At 30.9% G+C, this 17,628-nt stretch carries 11 protein-coding genes and 1 pseudogene; 5 read left to right on the top strand and 7 right to left on the bottom strand.

Annotated features, from left to right (window positions below; all coding sequences use genetic code 11):
* Positions 1-3 precede the first annotated feature (3 nt).
* The 3 genes and pseudogenes from H6553_04935 to H6553_04925 form a co-directional block, all read right to left on the bottom strand.
* The gene (locus H6553_04935; protein MCB9033160.1) at positions 4-381 is read right to left on the bottom strand and encodes an NADH-quinone oxidoreductase subunit A; all 378 of its coding nucleotides are present in this window, start codon (positions 379-381) and stop codon (positions 4-6) included.
* Positions 382-715: 334 nt separating this feature from the next.
* The gene (locus H6553_04930) at positions 716-2,185 is read right to left on the bottom strand and encodes a Fic family protein (protein ID MCB9033159.1); all 1,470 of its coding nucleotides are present in this window, start codon (positions 2,183-2,185) and stop codon (positions 716-718) included.
* A gap of 949 nt (positions 2,186-3,134) precedes the next feature.
* Positions 3,135-3,659, bottom strand: a pseudogene (locus H6553_04925) (transposase).
* Positions 3,660-4,085: 426 nt separating this feature from the next.
* Here H6553_04925 and H6553_04920 point away from each other — a divergent pair.
* From H6553_04920 to H6553_04905, 4 genes are read left to right on the top strand one after another with little or no spacing between them, the layout of a single operon-like run.
* Positions 4,086-5,789, top strand: a complete 1,704-nt coding sequence (locus tag H6553_04920) for an AAA family ATPase (GenBank protein ID MCB9033158.1) — start codon at positions 4,086-4,088, stop codon at positions 5,787-5,789.
* Positions 5,786-6,274, top strand: coding sequence for a 3'-5' exoribonuclease (locus H6553_04915; GenBank protein ID MCB9033157.1), 489 nt, complete (start codon positions 5,786-5,788; stop codon positions 6,272-6,274). The genes H6553_04920 and H6553_04915 overlap by 4 nt, the downstream gene beginning before the upstream one ends.
* Positions 6,264-7,994 (top strand): DUF262 domain-containing protein, encoded by a 1,731-nt coding sequence (locus H6553_04910; GenBank protein MCB9033156.1) that lies wholly within the window; start codon positions 6,264-6,266, stop codon positions 7,992-7,994. Before H6553_04915 ends, H6553_04910 begins: the two co-directional genes overlap by 11 nt.
* Positions 7,984-10,098, top strand: a complete 2,115-nt coding sequence (locus H6553_04905; protein MCB9033155.1) for a DUF262 domain-containing protein — start codon at positions 7,984-7,986, stop codon at positions 10,096-10,098. Before H6553_04910 ends, H6553_04905 begins: the two co-directional genes overlap by 11 nt.
* 25 nt (positions 10,099-10,123) lie before the next feature.
* On the opposite strand, the gene tnpA is transcribed toward H6553_04905, so the two are convergent.
* Positions 10,124-10,558 carry an IS200/IS605 family transposase gene (gene tnpA / locus H6553_04900; protein ID MCB9033154.1) on the bottom strand — a complete coding sequence of 145 codons (435 nt, stop codon included), beginning with the start codon at positions 10,556-10,558 and terminating at the stop codon, positions 10,124-10,126.
* 95 nt (positions 10,559-10,653) lie between these two features.
* Here tnpA and H6553_04895 point away from each other — a divergent pair, with 95 nt between their 5' ends.
* A complete protein-coding gene (locus tag H6553_04895; protein MCB9033153.1) occupies positions 10,654-11,571 on the top strand; it encodes a WYL domain-containing protein in 918 nt (305 codons plus the stop codon).
* 1,119 nt (positions 11,572-12,690) lie between these two features.
* Here H6553_04895 and H6553_04890 read toward each other — a convergent pair.
* From H6553_04890 to H6553_04880, 3 genes are all read right to left on the bottom strand, one after another.
* Positions 12,691-13,599 (bottom strand): IS3 family transposase, encoded by a 909-nt coding sequence (locus H6553_04890; protein MCB9033152.1) that lies wholly within the window; start codon positions 13,597-13,599, stop codon positions 12,691-12,693.
* Positions 13,596-14,006 (bottom strand): hypothetical protein, encoded by a 411-nt coding sequence (locus tag H6553_04885; protein ID MCB9033151.1) that lies wholly within the window; start codon positions 14,004-14,006, stop codon positions 13,596-13,598. The genes H6553_04890 and H6553_04885 overlap by 4 nt, the downstream gene beginning before the upstream one ends.
* Before the next feature lie 1,365 nt (positions 14,007-15,371).
* Complete coding sequence (locus H6553_04880) at positions 15,372-17,624, bottom strand: multicopper oxidase domain-containing protein (GenBank protein ID MCB9033150.1); 2,253 nt, start codon at positions 17,622-17,624, stop codon at positions 15,372-15,374.
* Between the last annotated feature and the right edge of the window lie 4 nt (positions 17,625-17,628).

Here is a 17,628-nt window from a genome sequence, read left to right as displayed (position 1 = left end):
AAATTATTCCCATTTTAATGCTCCTTTTTTGATAATATAAAAGAAGCCCACTAAAAAAATTGCTATAAAAAGAAACATTTCTACTAATCCTAACAAACCTAGTGCTTTAAAGTTTACCGCCCAAGGATACATAAAAATCACTTCAACATCAAACAAAACAAAAAGAATGGCTACTAGAAAATACTTGATAGAAAATGGTAATCGTGCATTGCCTTGCGATTCTATGCCACACTCAAAACTTTCTAATTTTATTTTAGATTTTCTTTTAGGTCCTAGTAAATGTGTAGCCACCATTGTAGTTAACACAAAACCAAGAGCAACAAAAAACATCATGGCTATTGGCAAGTAATCTATTAAACCGTTGTTGACTGCTAATAACATAGTATAATTTGCACAAAATTAAGCTTTTTATTGGAGATTTTACAAGAATGTATTTAAAACTTATGCTAAGATGTTGAGTACTCTTTTAAGTTCTTAATAATCGAACAGCATAAAAAGCCAAAAATCTTAAAACTGGCTTTACTCAAACAGTAAGATTCTTTTATGTTTCTTTACTTATTCTTACTAGGTCGTTGATTCTTTGTAAACAAAACTTAGGTAATAATTTTAATTTTGAATGCTAATTGCAACCATAAATAATTGATTAAATTAACAAATGTTAGTTTTTTTTATCTTTTTGTGTAATGATTATTGTCTCTGTATAATATTTTATTTGTTAATTAATTTCATTTATGATGACGGTTAATCCAACTTTTAGTATATCCTGAATATATGAGTTTAAATTATCTTTGGTTCGTTCTCCTATCCGTTCCAATGAAACTGTAAATGGTGAAATATTAATTGATATTAATTTTTTATCTTCATGTTCATCAATATTTTCTGAAAATTCCATAAATGCTCCAACAGCAATTACATCGTCTTCGTATCCATAGTGATGAACTGTTATAATAAGATTATAGCTACTTTCGGTAGGCAAACTAAAATGAATTCCAAACCAGCCTCGAGGCATATTTCGATTGAAATAATAATCATGATTATTTGCATATTCAGTTATTTGATGTGTATGCCAAAAGTGCCTTTCTTGATTAGGATTTACACTTGTAACACCTGTTCTAGCTACTTCTCTTGGAATTAGTTCTTTTAATTCTTCTTTAATTTCGCCCAAGATATCATATATATATTCAAATACTTTATTTCTGTTTTCTGTTAACTCGTACTCTCTTATTTTTCTTTGTTCAGAAGTAGCCTTTTCAACTTTAGAATTTAGTAAATTAGCTAAATCAGCTAGACTATTTGCAGTTTTTTCTGTTTTAAAATTTAGAGCGTTTTCTATACTTTTTTTCTGTTCAATTGAAAAAAATGTAACTAATTCTTGAGGAACATTTTTATCAGCATGTTCTAAAGCAGAAATATATGCTGATTTATCTTCCCTCTTAACAGTAAAAGGAAGCAACCCATTCTTTATCAATATTAAACTTGCTAATAGCCGAGCAATTCGTCCATTGCCATCTTGAAATGGATGAATTTGAGTAAAAGCATGATGCACCCATGCTGCTAAAATAATTGGATTTAATTCTTTTTCGGTTTGTTCGTTATAGATTTTAATTAGCTTATCCATTTCACTTTCAACATGAATAGTTGGACAGTAAATGAAAATCTGTCCATCTTTTCGTTTGGGATTATTCTCATTCTCTTTAAATTTTCCCTTAAGTAATGGAATTTGAACTATCCTACCTAGTGTATCAATAGCTTCCGTATAATCTTGGTTCTGAGTTATCAATTGATGTAATTCCTTTATGAAACTAACCGTTAATTGTCTATTAGATTTAACCAAATCAAAAACAAAATCCATAGCTTCAAAGTGATCGTAGAGATACTGCATTAACTTTTTAGGAGCTATGTTTGTATCATTATGACTAATATATGATTCAACAAATCCTTCTTTTATCAATGTTTGAGTAATCCCTTCAGATAAATCATAAAGTTTTTCTACTATCCCTGTTTCAATAGCATGTTGTCGTTTAAGCCGATTTAGAAACTCTTCATAATCGCTATCACCATCAATAAACTCCTTTCTCTTTTTATACCAACTTGGGGCTAAGTCATCAAATTTTGATGTGTCTGTATTTAGCCAATTATCTTCAATATCAATTCCAGTCCAAATTTTCACTTCTTTACCTTCCATCTCTAATTCTTCTTATTTTTATATTATGTATATCTATAGTATTTACACATACTTACTCTCCTATTTCCATATATCCCTAAGTTTTTGCAATAGCAAGTTAGCCAATTATTTTTACTATTTAAATATTTTATTAAAAAAATTAAAGGACTAGCTATGTTTTTTTTTATAGCTATTTGGTGGGTTGTAGTTATCTACACACAGTATTGTAGTTGCTACGAGGTGGTCTGTAGTTATCTATATATGGTGTTGTAGTTGCTACATGGTGGTCTGTAGTTATCTACACACAGTGTTGTAGTGGCTACATGGTGGTTTGTAGTTATCTACATATAGTGTTGTAGCCGCTACATGTTGGTCTGTAGTTATCTACATATAGTGTTGTAGTTGCTACGAGGTGGTCTGTAGTTATCTACATATGGTGTTGTAGTTGCTGCATGGTGGTTTGTAGTTATCTACACATGGTGTTGTAGTTGCTACGAGGTGGTTTGTAGCTGTCTACATATGGTGTTGTAGTTGCTACATGGTGGTTTGTAGTTATCTACACATAGTGTTGTAGCCGCTACATGTTGGTTTGTAGTTAGCTACACATAGTATTGTAGCCGCTACATGTTGGTCTGTAGTTATCTACATATAGTGTTGTAGTTGCTACGAGGTGGTCTGTAGTTATCTACATATGGTGTTGTAGTTGCTACATGGTGGTCTGTAGTTATCTACACATAGTGTTGTAGTTGCTACATGGTGGTTTGTAGTTAGCTACACATTGTATTGAAGTAAAGGTATCTGCTAAATAGATGGTAAGCATTTATAGTAGTAGATTCCGAAACAAGTTTGGAATGGAGCCGCTTCGTTTCGTTACACTTCACTCAGCGTGACGGAGATAAAACTAATGACTTAATGACGAATAACTAGACAGTATCCCAAGAAGTGTGTAAAGTTAAAAGGTTGAGTTGTTTTAAATTTTAATTCTGTTGTCAAAAATAATAATAAATTGGTTAAGAATAATTCCCCAGTTTTGTATTGGCATAGACCATTTTTTGGTGGCTTCTCTTATGGCAAGATAAACGGATTTTAGCACAGCATCATCTGTTGGGAAAGACATTTTGTTTTTGGTGTATTTTCTTATTTTTCCGTTTAAATTTTCTATTAAATTGGTGGTATAGATGATTTTTCTGATTTCTACGGGGAATTCAAAAAACACGGTAAGTTCGTCCCAATTGTCTTTCCAAGATTTAATGGCATAGCTGTATTTGGCTTCCCATTTTAGTGCAAAGTCGTTAAGTGCTGCTTGTGCTGCTTGTTTTGTTGGTGCTGTGTAGATGAGTTTCATGTCTGCTGTAAACTGTTTTCTGTCTTTCCAAACTACATATTTACAGGCATTTCTGATTTGATGGACGACACAGATTTGAGTTTGTGATTGAGGAAAAACAGAGCGAATAGTCTGCGTAAATCCGTTTAAATTATCGGTTGCTGTAATTAATTTTCACATCAACTAACCGTCTATACTAAGTGAGGAACAAACGAAGTATCTCCTAAATCAAAAACTCAACAACTAAAATAATCCTCGTCTTTGCAAGCGGATAGCAGTTCATGGTTTGAGATTGCCTGTCTCTATCTGTTGGCAGACATGGTGCCGAACAGGTAGATTTCGGAATCTGTTTTTAAAAGACTTTGAAATAGACCTGCCTACTGCAAGCAGATTCAGAATGGAGTCATATGTAATTTTGGTCTATTTTTAATATCACTTTAGTATTATACGAACAACAAGTAAACCAACACTCAGAGTCGATCCTTCGCAAAACCAAATGTGTCAAATTTTCTCACCCATTCAAAGAAGTTTTTAGAGCGACATATTTTGGCGTTTCCCTCAGATAAATTTGTATTAAATTTTAAAAATAACATTAATATGGAAAGTACACTTAAAAATGAAGTTTTACACAATATTGACATGGTCTACAATTTGGCAGAAAAAAGTAAATTAGATAATCTATTATTTGATATATTAGAAGAAGAACTCTCATTTTTGGCTAAATACTTTCATGTTTCAACAACGCAAGCACTTTTTATTGCTGTTATTTTTACGCTAAACTACAAAGGTCGTAAGGTTAACCTAGATGATTTGAATGAATATTTCGAATGCAATCCAATAAAACTTTTGGAGTATAGTAATAATTTTATTGAATTACTTGAAAGATGTTTGTTACGCAAAAACACCAAAAACAATAGGCACAAAAATATAAAACTTAAAGGTGTAGATGAAGAGTTTTATGTAAACGAAATAATTTTAGATAAAATTCTTAAAAATGAACCTATTCCTGATGTTTTAGTTGATGTTCTAAAATTTGAAGACATCTTTTCTTTATTAGAAATGGTGAATGAATTAGCTAATCAAAGAGATAATAAAGAAATTTCAACAAGAGAATTATTTGAGCAAACTCAAAGTATTTTAGAAGAGAATACTAATCTCTTGCTTATTGAAAAAATAAAATATTTTGGAGTTTCAATTGAAGAAAAATATTTGTTTTTATATGTTGTATGGAAATTTCTCGAAGGAGATAGAGATCCTTGGGTAGAAACTGCTTTTAGAAAAATTTATGATAGACTCAATGAAAGATTTATTCAAATAGAAAAACTGCTGTCTAAAGAAAACAATCTAATTAAAGAAGATTGGTTAGAACTTGAAGACAGCACTTTCTTTGATAATGTAAAAATGAAACTTACAGAAAAAGCATTAAATCTACTTACTGAATGTGGTATGAAATTATTTAGCAAAAATTTAGACAATAACGAAAAAGAAAATATAATTTTTCCTAAAAATATATCATTTCGCAAACTAATTTATAGTAATGAAGAAACTAATCAATTAAATTTATTGAAGACTCTTTTGAAAGAAGAAAATCTTAAAAACACACAAAAGCGTTTAGTAGAAAAAGCATTACCAAAAGGAATAACAGTATTACTTTATGGTACAGCTGGTACTGGAAAAACCGAAAGTGTTTTACAAATTGCTAAAGCAACAAGCCGAGAAATAATGAAAGTAGATATTAGTGCATCTCGTTCAATGTGGTTTGGCGAAAGTGAAAAAATTATCAAGCAAGTTTTTAAAGAGTACAAATCATATACAAAAAATAAAAAAATAACACCTATTTTATTTTTCAACGAAGCTGATGCCATTATTGCTAAACGCAAAGAAACAAATTCATCAAATGTAAGTGATACGGAAAATAGAATTCAAAATATTTTGTTAGAAGAAATTGAAAACTTTGAAGGTATTTTAATTGCCACAACAAATTTAGCAAACAATATGGATACAGCATTTGAAAGGCGTTTTTTATTTAAAATTGAATTTCAAAAGCCAAGTATTGCTGCCAAAACACAAATTTGGAAATCTAAAATACCACATTTGTCAGATAATGATTGTGAGTTATTAGCTACACAGTTTGATTTCTCTGGTGGACAAATTGATAATATTGTTCGTAAAAATGAAATCAACGAAATTGTATACGGAACTAAAGTAAATCTAAAAATACTAATAGCATTTTGTAAAGAAGAAACACTATGTAACCAGCTTTCAAGAAAACAAATTGGATATAAAAACAGCAATCAATGATATCATTTACTGCCATAGATTTTGAAACTGCACAAGGCAAGCGTTGGAGCATTTGTCAAGTTGGTTTGGTGCGTGTCGAAAATCAAATTATAACAGAGCAGTTATCAATTTTGGTTCAACCACCAGATAACTATTACTGGAATAATTTCATTGATATTCACGGAATTGATCCTAAACAAACAACAAATACACCAACTTTTGATAAAATTTGGTATCAAATTGAGCCATTCATCAAAGGTCAAAATGTTGTTGCTCATAACGGTTTTGCTTTTGATTTTCATTGTCTCAATCAAACATTGGAATATTACAACATCGAACTGCCAAAATATACAGGATATGATACTTACAGAATATTTGGTAATAAACTATCTTCGTTATGCGAAGAATATAAAATTCCATTAAATCACCACGAAGCATTGAGTGATGCAATGGCTTGTACAGCATTATTTTTAATACATTTAAAAAATAATAAAAATGTCAAATAATAGCATACCAATAAAAACAATCAACGATTTACTGAAATATAATTTCTTTATACCATCATATCAAAGAGGTTACCGATGGACAAAACAACAAGTGACCGATTTATTGAATGATATATGGGAATTTATAAATAAACAAAATGAAAAGGATAATGAATGGTACTGCTTGCAACCAGTTGTAGTAATGAAGAGAGTAGAAAATACAGAAATTGAAAATAAATTATTTGGAGATTGGTATGATGTAATTGACGGACAGCAACGATTAACAACAATACTTCTTATCTTAAAAAACTTAGAACACTTTGTTGAAAGTGAAAGAAAGAACTTCGAAATACAATATGAAACAAGAAAAAACAATGAAAATTTTTTGACAAAAATAGACAGCAAATCAGAATATGATTCTAAAAAAAATGTTGATTATTTCCATATTTACAATGCTTACACGACTATTAAGACTTGGTTTCAAAAGAAAGCAAATGATGGGCAAACCTCAATAAGTTCAAAGTTTATTACGCCATTTTTAGAAAAAGTTAAAATTATTTGGTACGAGACGACCGATTCTAAATCTATCGATATTTTCACAAGAATCAACAGCGGTAAAATTCCGTTGACAAATGCAGAGTTGATTAAGGCTTTGTTCTTAAATAGTTCAAATTTTCCGAATGCAGATAAAGTAAAACTTGGATTAATTCAACGAGAAATTGCTTCAGAATGGGACAGAATCGAATATGCCTTACAAGACGATTCTTTTTGGTATTTTATCAATAAAAATGAAAACAACTTAGCAACTAGAATAGAATTTATTTTCAATTTAATGTCAGACACGCCAAGTGATGATAAGTATTCCACTTTCTACTTCTTTAATGAAAAATTTAAAACCAAATCAGAAAAAGAAGTAACCAACAATTGGCAGGAAATTAAAAAGTATTTCCAAACACTCAAAGAATGGTACAATGACAGAGAATTATATCACAAAATTGGTTATCTGATTGCTGTTGGAACTGACATTAAGACTATTCTTGAAAACAAAGAAAATAAGCTAAAAAGTGAATTTGGGAAGTGGATAGACCATGAAATTGAAAAGATAGTAATCAAAAAGCAAGTTGATGAATTAGAATATGGTCAAGATAATGGACAACTAATAAAAGTATTGCTTTTGCACAACATCATTACAACACTAAATAGTGACGACACTTCTCTACGATTTCCATTTAATAAGTACAAAAACAAGAAAAATGGAGGTTGGAGTTTAGAGCATATTCACGCACAAAACTCTGATGATATTACAGAAATTGATGATTTTGAAGAATGGCTAAAAATATTAGATACTGATATTCTTACGGAAGAAATAAAAAATGAAATCAATAATTTCAATAATGACAAACAAAAGGAAAAAGTTTCTTCACTTGTCGATAAAATTAGCAATCTGTTTGGCGAATCTGATATTCATTCTATTGAAAATATGGCATTGCTTTCCAAGAATGACAACTCAAAACTGAACAATGGATTGTTTCCTGTAAAAAGAGAAAGAATAATTAAGCTTGAAAAAAATGGAGCGTTTATTCCGCTTGCAACAAAGAAAATCTTTCAAAAATATTTTGAAAATTGTACAAAGCAATTAAGCAAATGGGAAGAAAAAGACAGAAATGCTTATTTGAATGATATTAAAAAAACTTTGAAAAAATATTTACCTCAAACAGAAATATCAGAAAATGAGCAATAATCCAACATCAAAACAATTGACATTTATGCAATTAATTTCCAATGACCGTAATATTTGTAAGCATCGTGGTAATTTGGCATGGCAACCACTAAGTAAGGTTGAAATTCCAATTATACAACGAGATTATGCTCAGGGTAGAGAGAGAGAAGAAGAACTAAGAGAAAACTTCTTAAAGTTTCTACTTGAAGCTGTTAATGGCACACCAAAGGAATTAGATTTTGTTTATGGAAGTGTAAAAGATAAAATTTTTCAACCACTTGACGGACAGCAACGATTAACTACTTTGTTTTTGTTATATTGGTTTATTGCAGTCAAAGAAAACAAGTTAAATGAAGAATTAAAAAATCTTTTGACAAAGTTCACCTACGAAACAAGAACAAGCTCAAGAGAATTTTGCATTGACTTAATCAACAAAGGAATTCTTTATAATGACGAGAAAAATATTTCTGAACTTATCATTGATAGTTCCTGGTTTTTCCTTTCATGGAAAAAAGACCCTACAATAAAATCAATGCTCACAATGTTGGATTCCATTCAGCAAACATTTCAAGATAAAACAGAAGTTTGGAGCAAGCTAAACAATATTAGTTTTCATTACATAGAACTGCAAAACTTCGGACTTTCCGATGATTTGTATATCAAAATGAACGCAAGAGGAAAACCACTTACTGATTTTGAAATTTTCAAAGCAAAGTTTGAGCAACATATAAACCAAGAGAGTTGGGAAGAAAGTGCAGAAACGACCGAAACATTTTCACATAAAATTGATACACAATGGACAGATTTGTTTTGGATTCACCGTGATGATAACAACAAAATTGACAATAGTATTTTAAAATTTATAACAAATATAGCAATGCTTTTTTATGCTCAAAGTATCGAAATATATGACAATAAGTATGAAAAAGACAATGTGATAAATGAACATGAAATCAAAAGTAAAAATAAAAGCATTAAGGACAAGGCAGCAAAGAGAGAACAAATAGAACGAAGAATTGCAAAACTATTTAATAATTACAGCACAGTACAGGCAGAGGATTTTGCAATAAAAGATGCGTTTGAATTTTTGTATAATACTTTAGATTTATTTTCAAAAAATGATAATGATAAACTTATACCCAAAAAATTAAATCTATGGAATTTTATATATAATGAAAAATCATTATTCGAAGAAAATATAAAAACTGATGAAACAACTACATATAAACAAAGAGTTTTATTTTATGCTCAAATACAGTATTTACTATCAAACTCAATTGACGATACTTCATTTTACAATTGGATGAGAGTAGTAAGAAATATAGCAGAAAATTCTACTATTGATAGTACAGCAACATTCATAGGAGCAATAAATTTGATTAAAGAATTATCAAACGGTTGTAAATTTATTTATAATTATCTTTCTACAACTAAAATCCAATCTAGTTTTGCTAAAGAGCAAGTGAAAGAAGAAATTGGAAAAGCCAAAATAATTATTAATAAACCAGAATTGAAAAAGCTTATTCACCAAATAGAAGATACTAATTTTTGTAAAGGTAGAATTAGTTTTGCTTTGTTTTGTATCGGATACGATAATGAAAAAACAGAACTCAATAATTTAGATGCAGATAAATTATATAATATTTATGAAGTTATTAGAAACAATTTTGAGAATTTGAATGAAGAACTTCCTGATAATTTTAAACGAGCATTCTTAACGATTGGAAAAAATGATTATTATGAAGTATGGAACAGTAGTTGGTCTTGGAACTTTGATTGCCATAAAAGATGGTTATTAAAAACATATAATGATTTGAAAGAATTTTCAAATAGCACAGATTGGAAAAGAAACTACTTAAAAGAGTTATGCAATTTATTGGTTAACAAATCTTTTGTTGACATTATTAATAGCTATATACAAAAAATAGATTGTTTTGAAAAATTACCTAATTGGAAGCAAAGATTAATTAAAGAAGAAAAATTATTAGAAGGTGCAACATTTATCCTAATTCCTAATGATAATTCATATTGTATATTAGCTTGGCAACAAAGACCAAGTAAAGAAAATAAAATAAAAAAAATAAACCACTATGGACTAAAAGTCCATAGTTTTGTTACGGACTGAAAGTCCTATTTCGGACAGTACTTCTCTATTCAATTATAAAATTATCATTTGAGTTCGTATTTGGATTCCTATGATGTTCTAAATATTCATTTACCATTTCATCTGTTATATTACCTGTACTCCAGCAACCATAACCTATTGCCCAAAAATGACGACCCCAATATCTCTTCTTTAACTCTGGAAACTCTATCTGTAATTTTCGTGAACTGCGTCCTTTCAATAATTTTACCATGCTACTTATTGATTGTGATGGACGATATTCTATATGCATATGAATATGATCTTTGGATACTACTCCTTTCAATATTACAATATCTTCTGCTTCACATATTTGCATCAAAAGACTTCTACACCTTACTTTTATATCTGCTTCCAATACTGCATATCTATATTTTGTAGCCCAAACAATATGTACTGTAAGCCGTGATATGCTATGACCATTGACCCTTTGGTATTCCATACTACAAAAGTAAACATTTTTAGAAGCTAAAGCGAAATGCACTAAAGTGCATAGTTTTAACTATTTTTGAGACCAATAAAATAATACATAAAATTATGTCAAAAAGAGGATACATATCAAGATACTTGCTCATTCTCAAAAAGCTGAAAGTAAAACCTTACTCGACTTATGAAGAGTTACAGAGCTATATAGAAAACCAGTTTGACTATCTGCAAATGCAAGACGATAATTTACAGATAGGTTTCTCAAAACGGACACTTCAAAGGGATTTAAAAGAAATCAGAAATGTTTTTGGAATTGACATTGAGTATTCAAAATCTCAAAAGGGCTATTTCATCAGCCAAAATGAAAATGAAAACATGAATTTCCAAAGAATGATGGAGGCATTTGATATGTTCAATTCTTTAAATCTTGCACAAGACTTGGCACCTTTTATTCATATGGAAAAACGCAAACCACAAGGAACAGAGAATTTATATGGTTTGCTTCATGCCATTAAAAATATACTTCAAATCAAATTCACCTATCAGAAATTTTGGGAAGAAGAAATAGGCCAACGGTTGGTAGAACCTTATGCTTTAAAGGAATTTAAGAACCGTTGGTATATTATAGCAAAAGACAGCAAGGACAACAAAATAAAAAGTTTTGCACTTGACCGTTTAACAAATCTTGAAATCACCAATCTTCACTATCAATATCCAGACAATTATAACATTGAACAAAATTACCGTTATTGCTTTGGTATTATAAACTCAAATGACGAAGAACCAAAAGATATTATATTATCGTTTAACCCATTTCAAGGCAAGTATATAAAAACACTTCCATTACATGAAACTCAACAAGTTTTAGTGGACAACGAGGAAGAAATGAAAATTAAACTTAAACTTTGCTTAACACACGACTTTTTAATGGAACTACTTTCTTACGGTGATAACATGAAAGTTATTGAACCAAAATCATTGGCCGATGAAATCAAACAAGCATTAAAAAGTGCATACGAACAATACTAACCCAAATTACGCATTAGACTTTGTCATGAGAGAAAATTATACAAAATATTTACAAAGCACGGAATTTTTTTCACGGAAATGTAGTTTTAGCTACATTGAGTATAAAAAAATGAGTACTGATGTAAATATAAAGTAGAATTTTTTCGGAATAAATTTCTAATGCGTAATTTGGGTTTAACGCAGAAGTCAGCGAAAAAATGTAAAAGAATAAAGCTGTTTTAAATGCTATAGTCAACTTAATATAAAATGTCATAAGAATAAAAAATAAATATTTGATATTCAATATATTATCACAAAGAATTTATGACAAATTATTTGAGTTTAACTATAATTAGTATAAGTAGGAAGTATGTAGTACTTCAGCTTTATTAGCACGATACACATAGATTGCTTCGCTACTTTCATTCGCTCGCAAGGACGAGGATTATTTTAGTTGTTGTATTTTTGATTTAGGAGATACTTTGTTTGTTCCTCACTCAGTATGGACGGTTGGTTGTAAAAAGTTACTATGAGTAAAATGTAATTGATAATAAGACCGTCTATTGCGAAATTCTGAGAGGTACGAACAAAATTGTGGCAATCTCAAACTTTAGATTGCTTCGCTACTTTCATCCGCTCGCAAGGACGAGGATTATTTTAGTTGTTGTATTTTTGATTTAGGAGATACTTTGTTTGTTCCTCACTCAGTATGGACGGTTGGTTGTAAAAAGTTACTATGAGTAAAATGTAATTGATAATAAGACCGTCTATTGCGAAATTCTGAGAGGTACGAACAAAATTGTGGCAATCTCAAACTTTAGATTGCTTCGCTACTTTCATCCGCTCGCAAGGACGAGGATTATTTTAGTTGTTGTATTTTTGATTTAGGAGATACTTTGTTTGTTCCTCACTCAGTATGGACGGTTGGTTGTAAAAAGTTACTATGAGTAAAATGTAATTGATAATAAGACCGTCTATTGCGAAATTCTGAGAGGTACGAACAAAATTGTGGCAATCTCAAACTTTAGATTGCTTCGCTACTTTCATCCGCTCGCAAGGACGAGGATTATGTATCGTCCTAAAAAAAGTTTACAGTTATTTAGTTAAATACTGATATAGGTTTACAGTTCAAATATAATCCTAAAATAGGTTTACAGTTTGTTTTCTTTGGTAATAATTTTTCCATTTTTTTTCTATTTTAATTGTTTGATTTTGATGTACTAAACTCGGTACTAAATTTCCTATACTCATATGTGGTCTATCTTCATTATATAGTTTTATTACTTGGTCTAATAATATCTTGGCTTCTGTTATATTTCTTAGATCATAATGGTCTAAATATTCTTCTTTCAAGATACCATTTACTCTCTCTGCTATTGCATTTTCTAATGGATCACCATTCTCTGTCATGCTAACATCTATGCTGTTTTGCTGTAGCAGATTTACATATTTATGACTGCAATATTGTACACCTCTATCGCTGTGATGTATAAGTGAGCTATTGAGCTTTGTATCTAATGGTAAAAGTGCCATTTTTAATGCTTTTAAACTACTGTCTGCATCAAGTGTTTCAGATAAATGATAACCTACTATTTTATGACTGTAAGCATCTGTAATTAAGCTAATATACACATATCCTATATTTATCTTCCAATATGTAATATCACTGACATACAATTGATTAGGTTTTGTTGGAGTTAAGTCTTTTATTAAGTTTGGATACTTCTTTAGCCAATGGTGCGACTGAGTTGTTTTAATATTGCTGCGTCTTTTTCGTATCAACAAATTATATTGTGATAGCAAGTTAAACAAAGCATCTCTACCCATTTTTATTTGGTGTGATAACATAAATGCTTCTAACATTATATACAATTTTCTAGTACCTATTCTTGGATGATATTGACGGATTTTTAATACCTCTTTTATTATTAATTCCTGTTGAAGTGCTGTGTTAACAGCTTGGTTGAAGTGCTGATAATATGCCTGTCGTGTAATACCAAACAATCGGCATAGCTTTGCGAATCCTATATATTGATGTCGTGCTTTCATTTCTTGGATTGTTTGGTGTTTGACTTTTTTCTAATACTAATTTTTAATTCTTTTTCAGCTACTTCTATCATGGTGTCTAATGCTGTGGCTCGTAATTCTGAGTTTAATAATGCTTTTTCTAATTGCTCAATTCGTTGTTTTAATTCAATGTTTTCTAGTGGTTCATTGCTCTTTATCATAAATATTTCTTTGTTTGGTAATTTACGCCATTTAGGTACCATATCATATCCTAATTGACGCATCCATTTGAGTAACGAACCATGTTCCTCTTTATGTCCTGTATATTTTTCCCATATATCTCTCTTCTTACAGCCTGTTCTAAGATATTCTTCTATAATATACTTCCGTTCCTCTATAGTAAAATCTCTTGGTGATTTTTGTCCTAAAATAATTTGTCTTTTTTTCATTTTTTTACACTCTTTTTGCTTATTAATTGTGTAAACCTATTTTAGGACAAGACATTATTTTAGTTGTTGTATTTTTGATTTAGGAGATACTTTGTTTGTTCCTCACTCAGTATGGACGGTTGGTTGTAAAAAGTTACTATGAGTAAAATGTAATTGATAATAAGACCGTCTATTGCGAAATTCTGAGAGGTACGAACAAAATTGTGGCAATCTCAAACTTTAGATTGCTTCGCTACTTTCATCCGCTCGCAAGGACGAGGATTATTTTAGTTGTTGTATTTTTGATTTAGGAGATACTTCGTTCGTTCCTCACTCAGTATGGACGGTTGGTTGTAAAAAGTTACTATGAGTAAAATGTAATTGATAATAAGACCGTCTATTGCGAAATTCTGAGAGGTACGAACAAAATTGTGGCAATCTCAAACTTTAGATTGCTTCGCTACTTTCATCCGCTCGCAAGGACGAGGATTATTTTAGTTGTTGTATTTTTGATTTAGGAGATACTTTGTTTGTTCCTCACTCAGTATGGACGGTTGGTTGTAAAAAGTTACTATGAGTAAAATGTAATTGATAATAAGACCGTCTATTGCGAAATTCTGAGAGGTACGAACAAAATTGTGGCAATCTCAAACTTTAGATTGCTTCGCTACTTTCATCCGCTCGCAAGGACGAGGATTATTTTAGTTGTTGTATTTTTGATTTAGGAGATACTTTGTTTGTTCCTCACTCAGTATGGACGGTTGGTTGTAAAAAGTTACTATGAGTAAAATGTAATTGATAATAAGACCGTCTATTGCGAAATTCTGAGAGGTACGAACAAAATTGTGGCAATCTCAAACTTTAGATTGCTTCGCTACTTTCATCCGCTCGCAAGGACGAGGATTATTTTAGTTGTTGTATTTTTGATTTAGGAGATACTTTGTTTGTTCCTCACTCAGTATGGACGGTTGGTTGTAAAAAGTTACTATGAGTAAAATGTAATTGATAATAAGACCGTCTATTGCGAAATTCTGAGAGGTACGAACAAAATTGTGGCAATCTCAAACTTTAGATTGCTTCGCTACTTTCATCCGCTCGCAAGGACGAGGATTATTTTAGTTGTTGTATTTTTGATTTAGGAGATACTTCGTTCGTTCCTCACTCAGTATGGACGGTTGGTTGTAAAAAGTTACTATGAGTAAAATGTAATTGATAATAAGACCGTCTATTGCGAAATTCTGAGAGGTACGAACAAAATTGTGGCAATCTCAAACTTTAGATTGCTTCGCTACTTTCATCCGCTCGCAAGGACGAGGATTATTTTAGTTGTTGTATTTTTGTTAATTTACTTAAACCAAACTCAGGCTATAAGTAAATTCTCTTTGCTTAGTAGTTGATGGTTAATCCACCACCAAAACCCATGTCGCTATCGTAATGAACTCTTGCTCTCATATATCTGGTAATGATATAACTTAAATCTACCATGTATTCAATATCTGTATTAAACATAAATCCAAGTCGCAATCGTTTGGTTAGTGGAATATCTTCTCGCATTAAAGACAGTCGTACAATGCCATCGTGGTAAACCTCTGCTTGAAAATCTATTAACAAAGGCAAAGTATATACAAAACCTAAACTTGCAGTAATTCTATTGTCTTTTTTATTGGTTTGTCCAAATAAATTCTTTTCTCTATTGTCCATTCCATTTTTTCTATATCTCCAGTCAAATCCAACAAAAGGCATGAACCATTGATTTTTGCCAATATATCTTCCAATATGTGTTTCTGTTTCAAAACCATGTTTTTTGCTATATCCTAAACGCCATTCTGTTGCTAAACGCCAACGCGTATTTTGTAGCATCATCATTCCATCATTTCCATTAGAAGCAAAATCATTCTGAATCATAAAATGAAATTTGTTGCTTTCTTTTTGTAGTTTTTTATACGCCCAATTTTTATTGGGTAAGTATGGATTATTATAATTTTCTTGATAACTAAAGACTCTATTCATACCTGCCATCATGTGATATAAAATATGACAATGAAAAAACCAATCACCTTCCATATTGGCTTCAAACTCTATGGTGTCTGTTTCCATAGGCATAATGTCTAATACATTTTTTAGTGGTGCATAACTTTCTTTGCCATTGATTACTCTAAAATCATGACCGTGTAAATGCATTGGATGACGCATCATTGAATTATTATACAATGTAATTCTTACAACTTCACCTTTTTTAATGAGTATTTTATCTGACTCGGACAGTACTTTATTGTCTAAACTCCAAACATAGCGATTCATGTTTCCTGTTAACTCAAAATTCAATTCTTTTATTAGAGCATCGTTTGGTAGTGTAGTACTATCTGGCGATTGTAACATGGCATAATTTAGCGTAACTATATCCTTACTCATGTTCATTGTATGATTGCTATGATTTGATTCGCTCCTATTCATATCAGGCATATCTTTTGCTAGCATTTTATTTGTAATCTCTGGATACATAACTGTATTCATATCCATTTGTTGCAAACTCATGTTCATGCCCATATCTTTCATGTTTCCGTTTAACTTCATCATGTCGTTCATCATTTGCATGCCTTCAAAGTATTTTAATTTTGGCAACGGACTCACCAATTGTTTTATTCCATCACCAATATAATACGACACCGATTTTGTTCTGTCTTCTGGTGTAACTAATAGCTCGTAAGCTGTACTATCATTTGGTAGTGTTACTACAATATCATAAGTTTCAGAAACACCAATGATTAATCTGTCCACTTCTACAGGAACAACATCATTGCCATCGTTTGCTACTACTGTAATTTTTCCACCAGCATAAGTTATCCAAAAATAAGAAGAAGCACCACCGTTGGCAATTCGCAATCGTACTTTATCACCACCTTTAAAGTTGGTTAACTGTTGCTCTGAAGTTCCGTTGATTAAAAATTTGTCGTAATAAACATCACTTACATCCATTGCCAACATTCGCTTCCACTCGTTCGTTAATTTGGTTTTAAAACTTTTAGCTTTAATGGCTTCAAAATAGCTTTGTGTAGAACCTTTTTTTATCGCAAACCAATCTGATGCATTGTGTAACATTCTGTGTACATTTTTTGGCTTGATGTCTGTCCATTCACTCAAAATTAAAGGAACAGCTGGTAAGTCGTCTATTCCTTTTCTAAAAGTAGCATCATCCGTTCGTTTTTTAAGAATGAGTGAACCATACATGCCAATTTGTTCTTGCAAACCACTATGACTATGGTACCAATGCGTTCCGTTTTGAATGATTGGGAAACGATAAACAAAAGAATCATTAGGAGCAATTGGCAGTTGTGTTAAGTATGGCACACCATCGTCTTTATTAGGAACAAAGAGTCCGTGCCAATGTAAAGAAGTGCTTTCTTTGAGTTGGTTGTGTACAACTATTTCAGCAGTATCGCCTTCTGAAAATATTAATGTTGGCATTGGAATTTGACCATTTACAGCAATGGCTTTTTTATTTTTTCCAGTAAAATTGACTATCGTATCGGTAACAGTTAAATCGTAATGTACTACCTTTTGTGCCAATACCATTGGACTAAAAAGAAAGCAACATACTATTGTTGATATATATATTAAATGGTATTTTTTATTTTTCATTTTC

This window comes from Chitinophagales bacterium (assembly GCA_020636535.1).
Classification (GTDB): Bacteria; Bacteroidota; Bacteroidia; order Chitinophagales; family JADIYW01; genus JADJSS01.
This window is presented reverse-complemented; position numbering and strand designations above follow the sequence as displayed.

Excerpts from the sequence above, each read along its gene's own strand:
- H6553_04880 (MCB9033150.1), bottom strand. The coding sequence starts at position 17,624 with ATGAAAAATAAAAAATACCATTTAATATATATATCAACAATAGTATGT.
- H6553_04895 (MCB9033153.1), top strand. The coding sequence starts at position 10,654 with ATGTCAAAAAGAGGATACATATCAAGATACTTGCTCATTCTCAAAAAG.
- H6553_04915 (MCB9033157.1), top strand. The coding sequence starts at position 5,786 with ATGATATCATTTACTGCCATAGATTTTGAAACTGCACAAGGCAAGCGT.
- H6553_04910 (MCB9033156.1), top strand. The coding sequence starts at position 6,264 with ATGTCAAATAATAGCATACCAATAAAAACAATCAACGATTTACTGAAA.
- H6553_04890 (MCB9033152.1), bottom strand. The coding sequence starts at position 13,599 with ATGAAAGCACGACATCAATATATAGGATTCGCAAAGCTATGCCGATTG.
- H6553_04885 (MCB9033151.1), bottom strand. The coding sequence starts at position 14,006 with ATGAAAAAAAGACAAATTATTTTAGGACAAAAATCACCAAGAGATTTT.
- H6553_04935 (MCB9033160.1), bottom strand. The coding sequence starts at position 381 with ATGTTATTAGCAGTCAACAACGGTTTAATAGATTACTTGCCAATAGCC.
- H6553_04920 (MCB9033158.1), top strand. The coding sequence starts at position 4,086 with ATGGAAAGTACACTTAAAAATGAAGTTTTACACAATATTGACATGGTC.
- tnpA (MCB9033154.1), bottom strand. The coding sequence starts at position 10,558 with ATGGAATACCAAAGGGTCAATGGTCATAGCATATCACGGCTTACAGTA.
- H6553_04930 (MCB9033159.1), bottom strand. The coding sequence starts at position 2,185 with ATGGAAGGTAAAGAAGTGAAAATTTGGACTGGAATTGATATTGAAGAT.
- H6553_04905 (MCB9033155.1), top strand. The coding sequence starts at position 7,984 with ATGAGCAATAATCCAACATCAAAACAATTGACATTTATGCAATTAATT.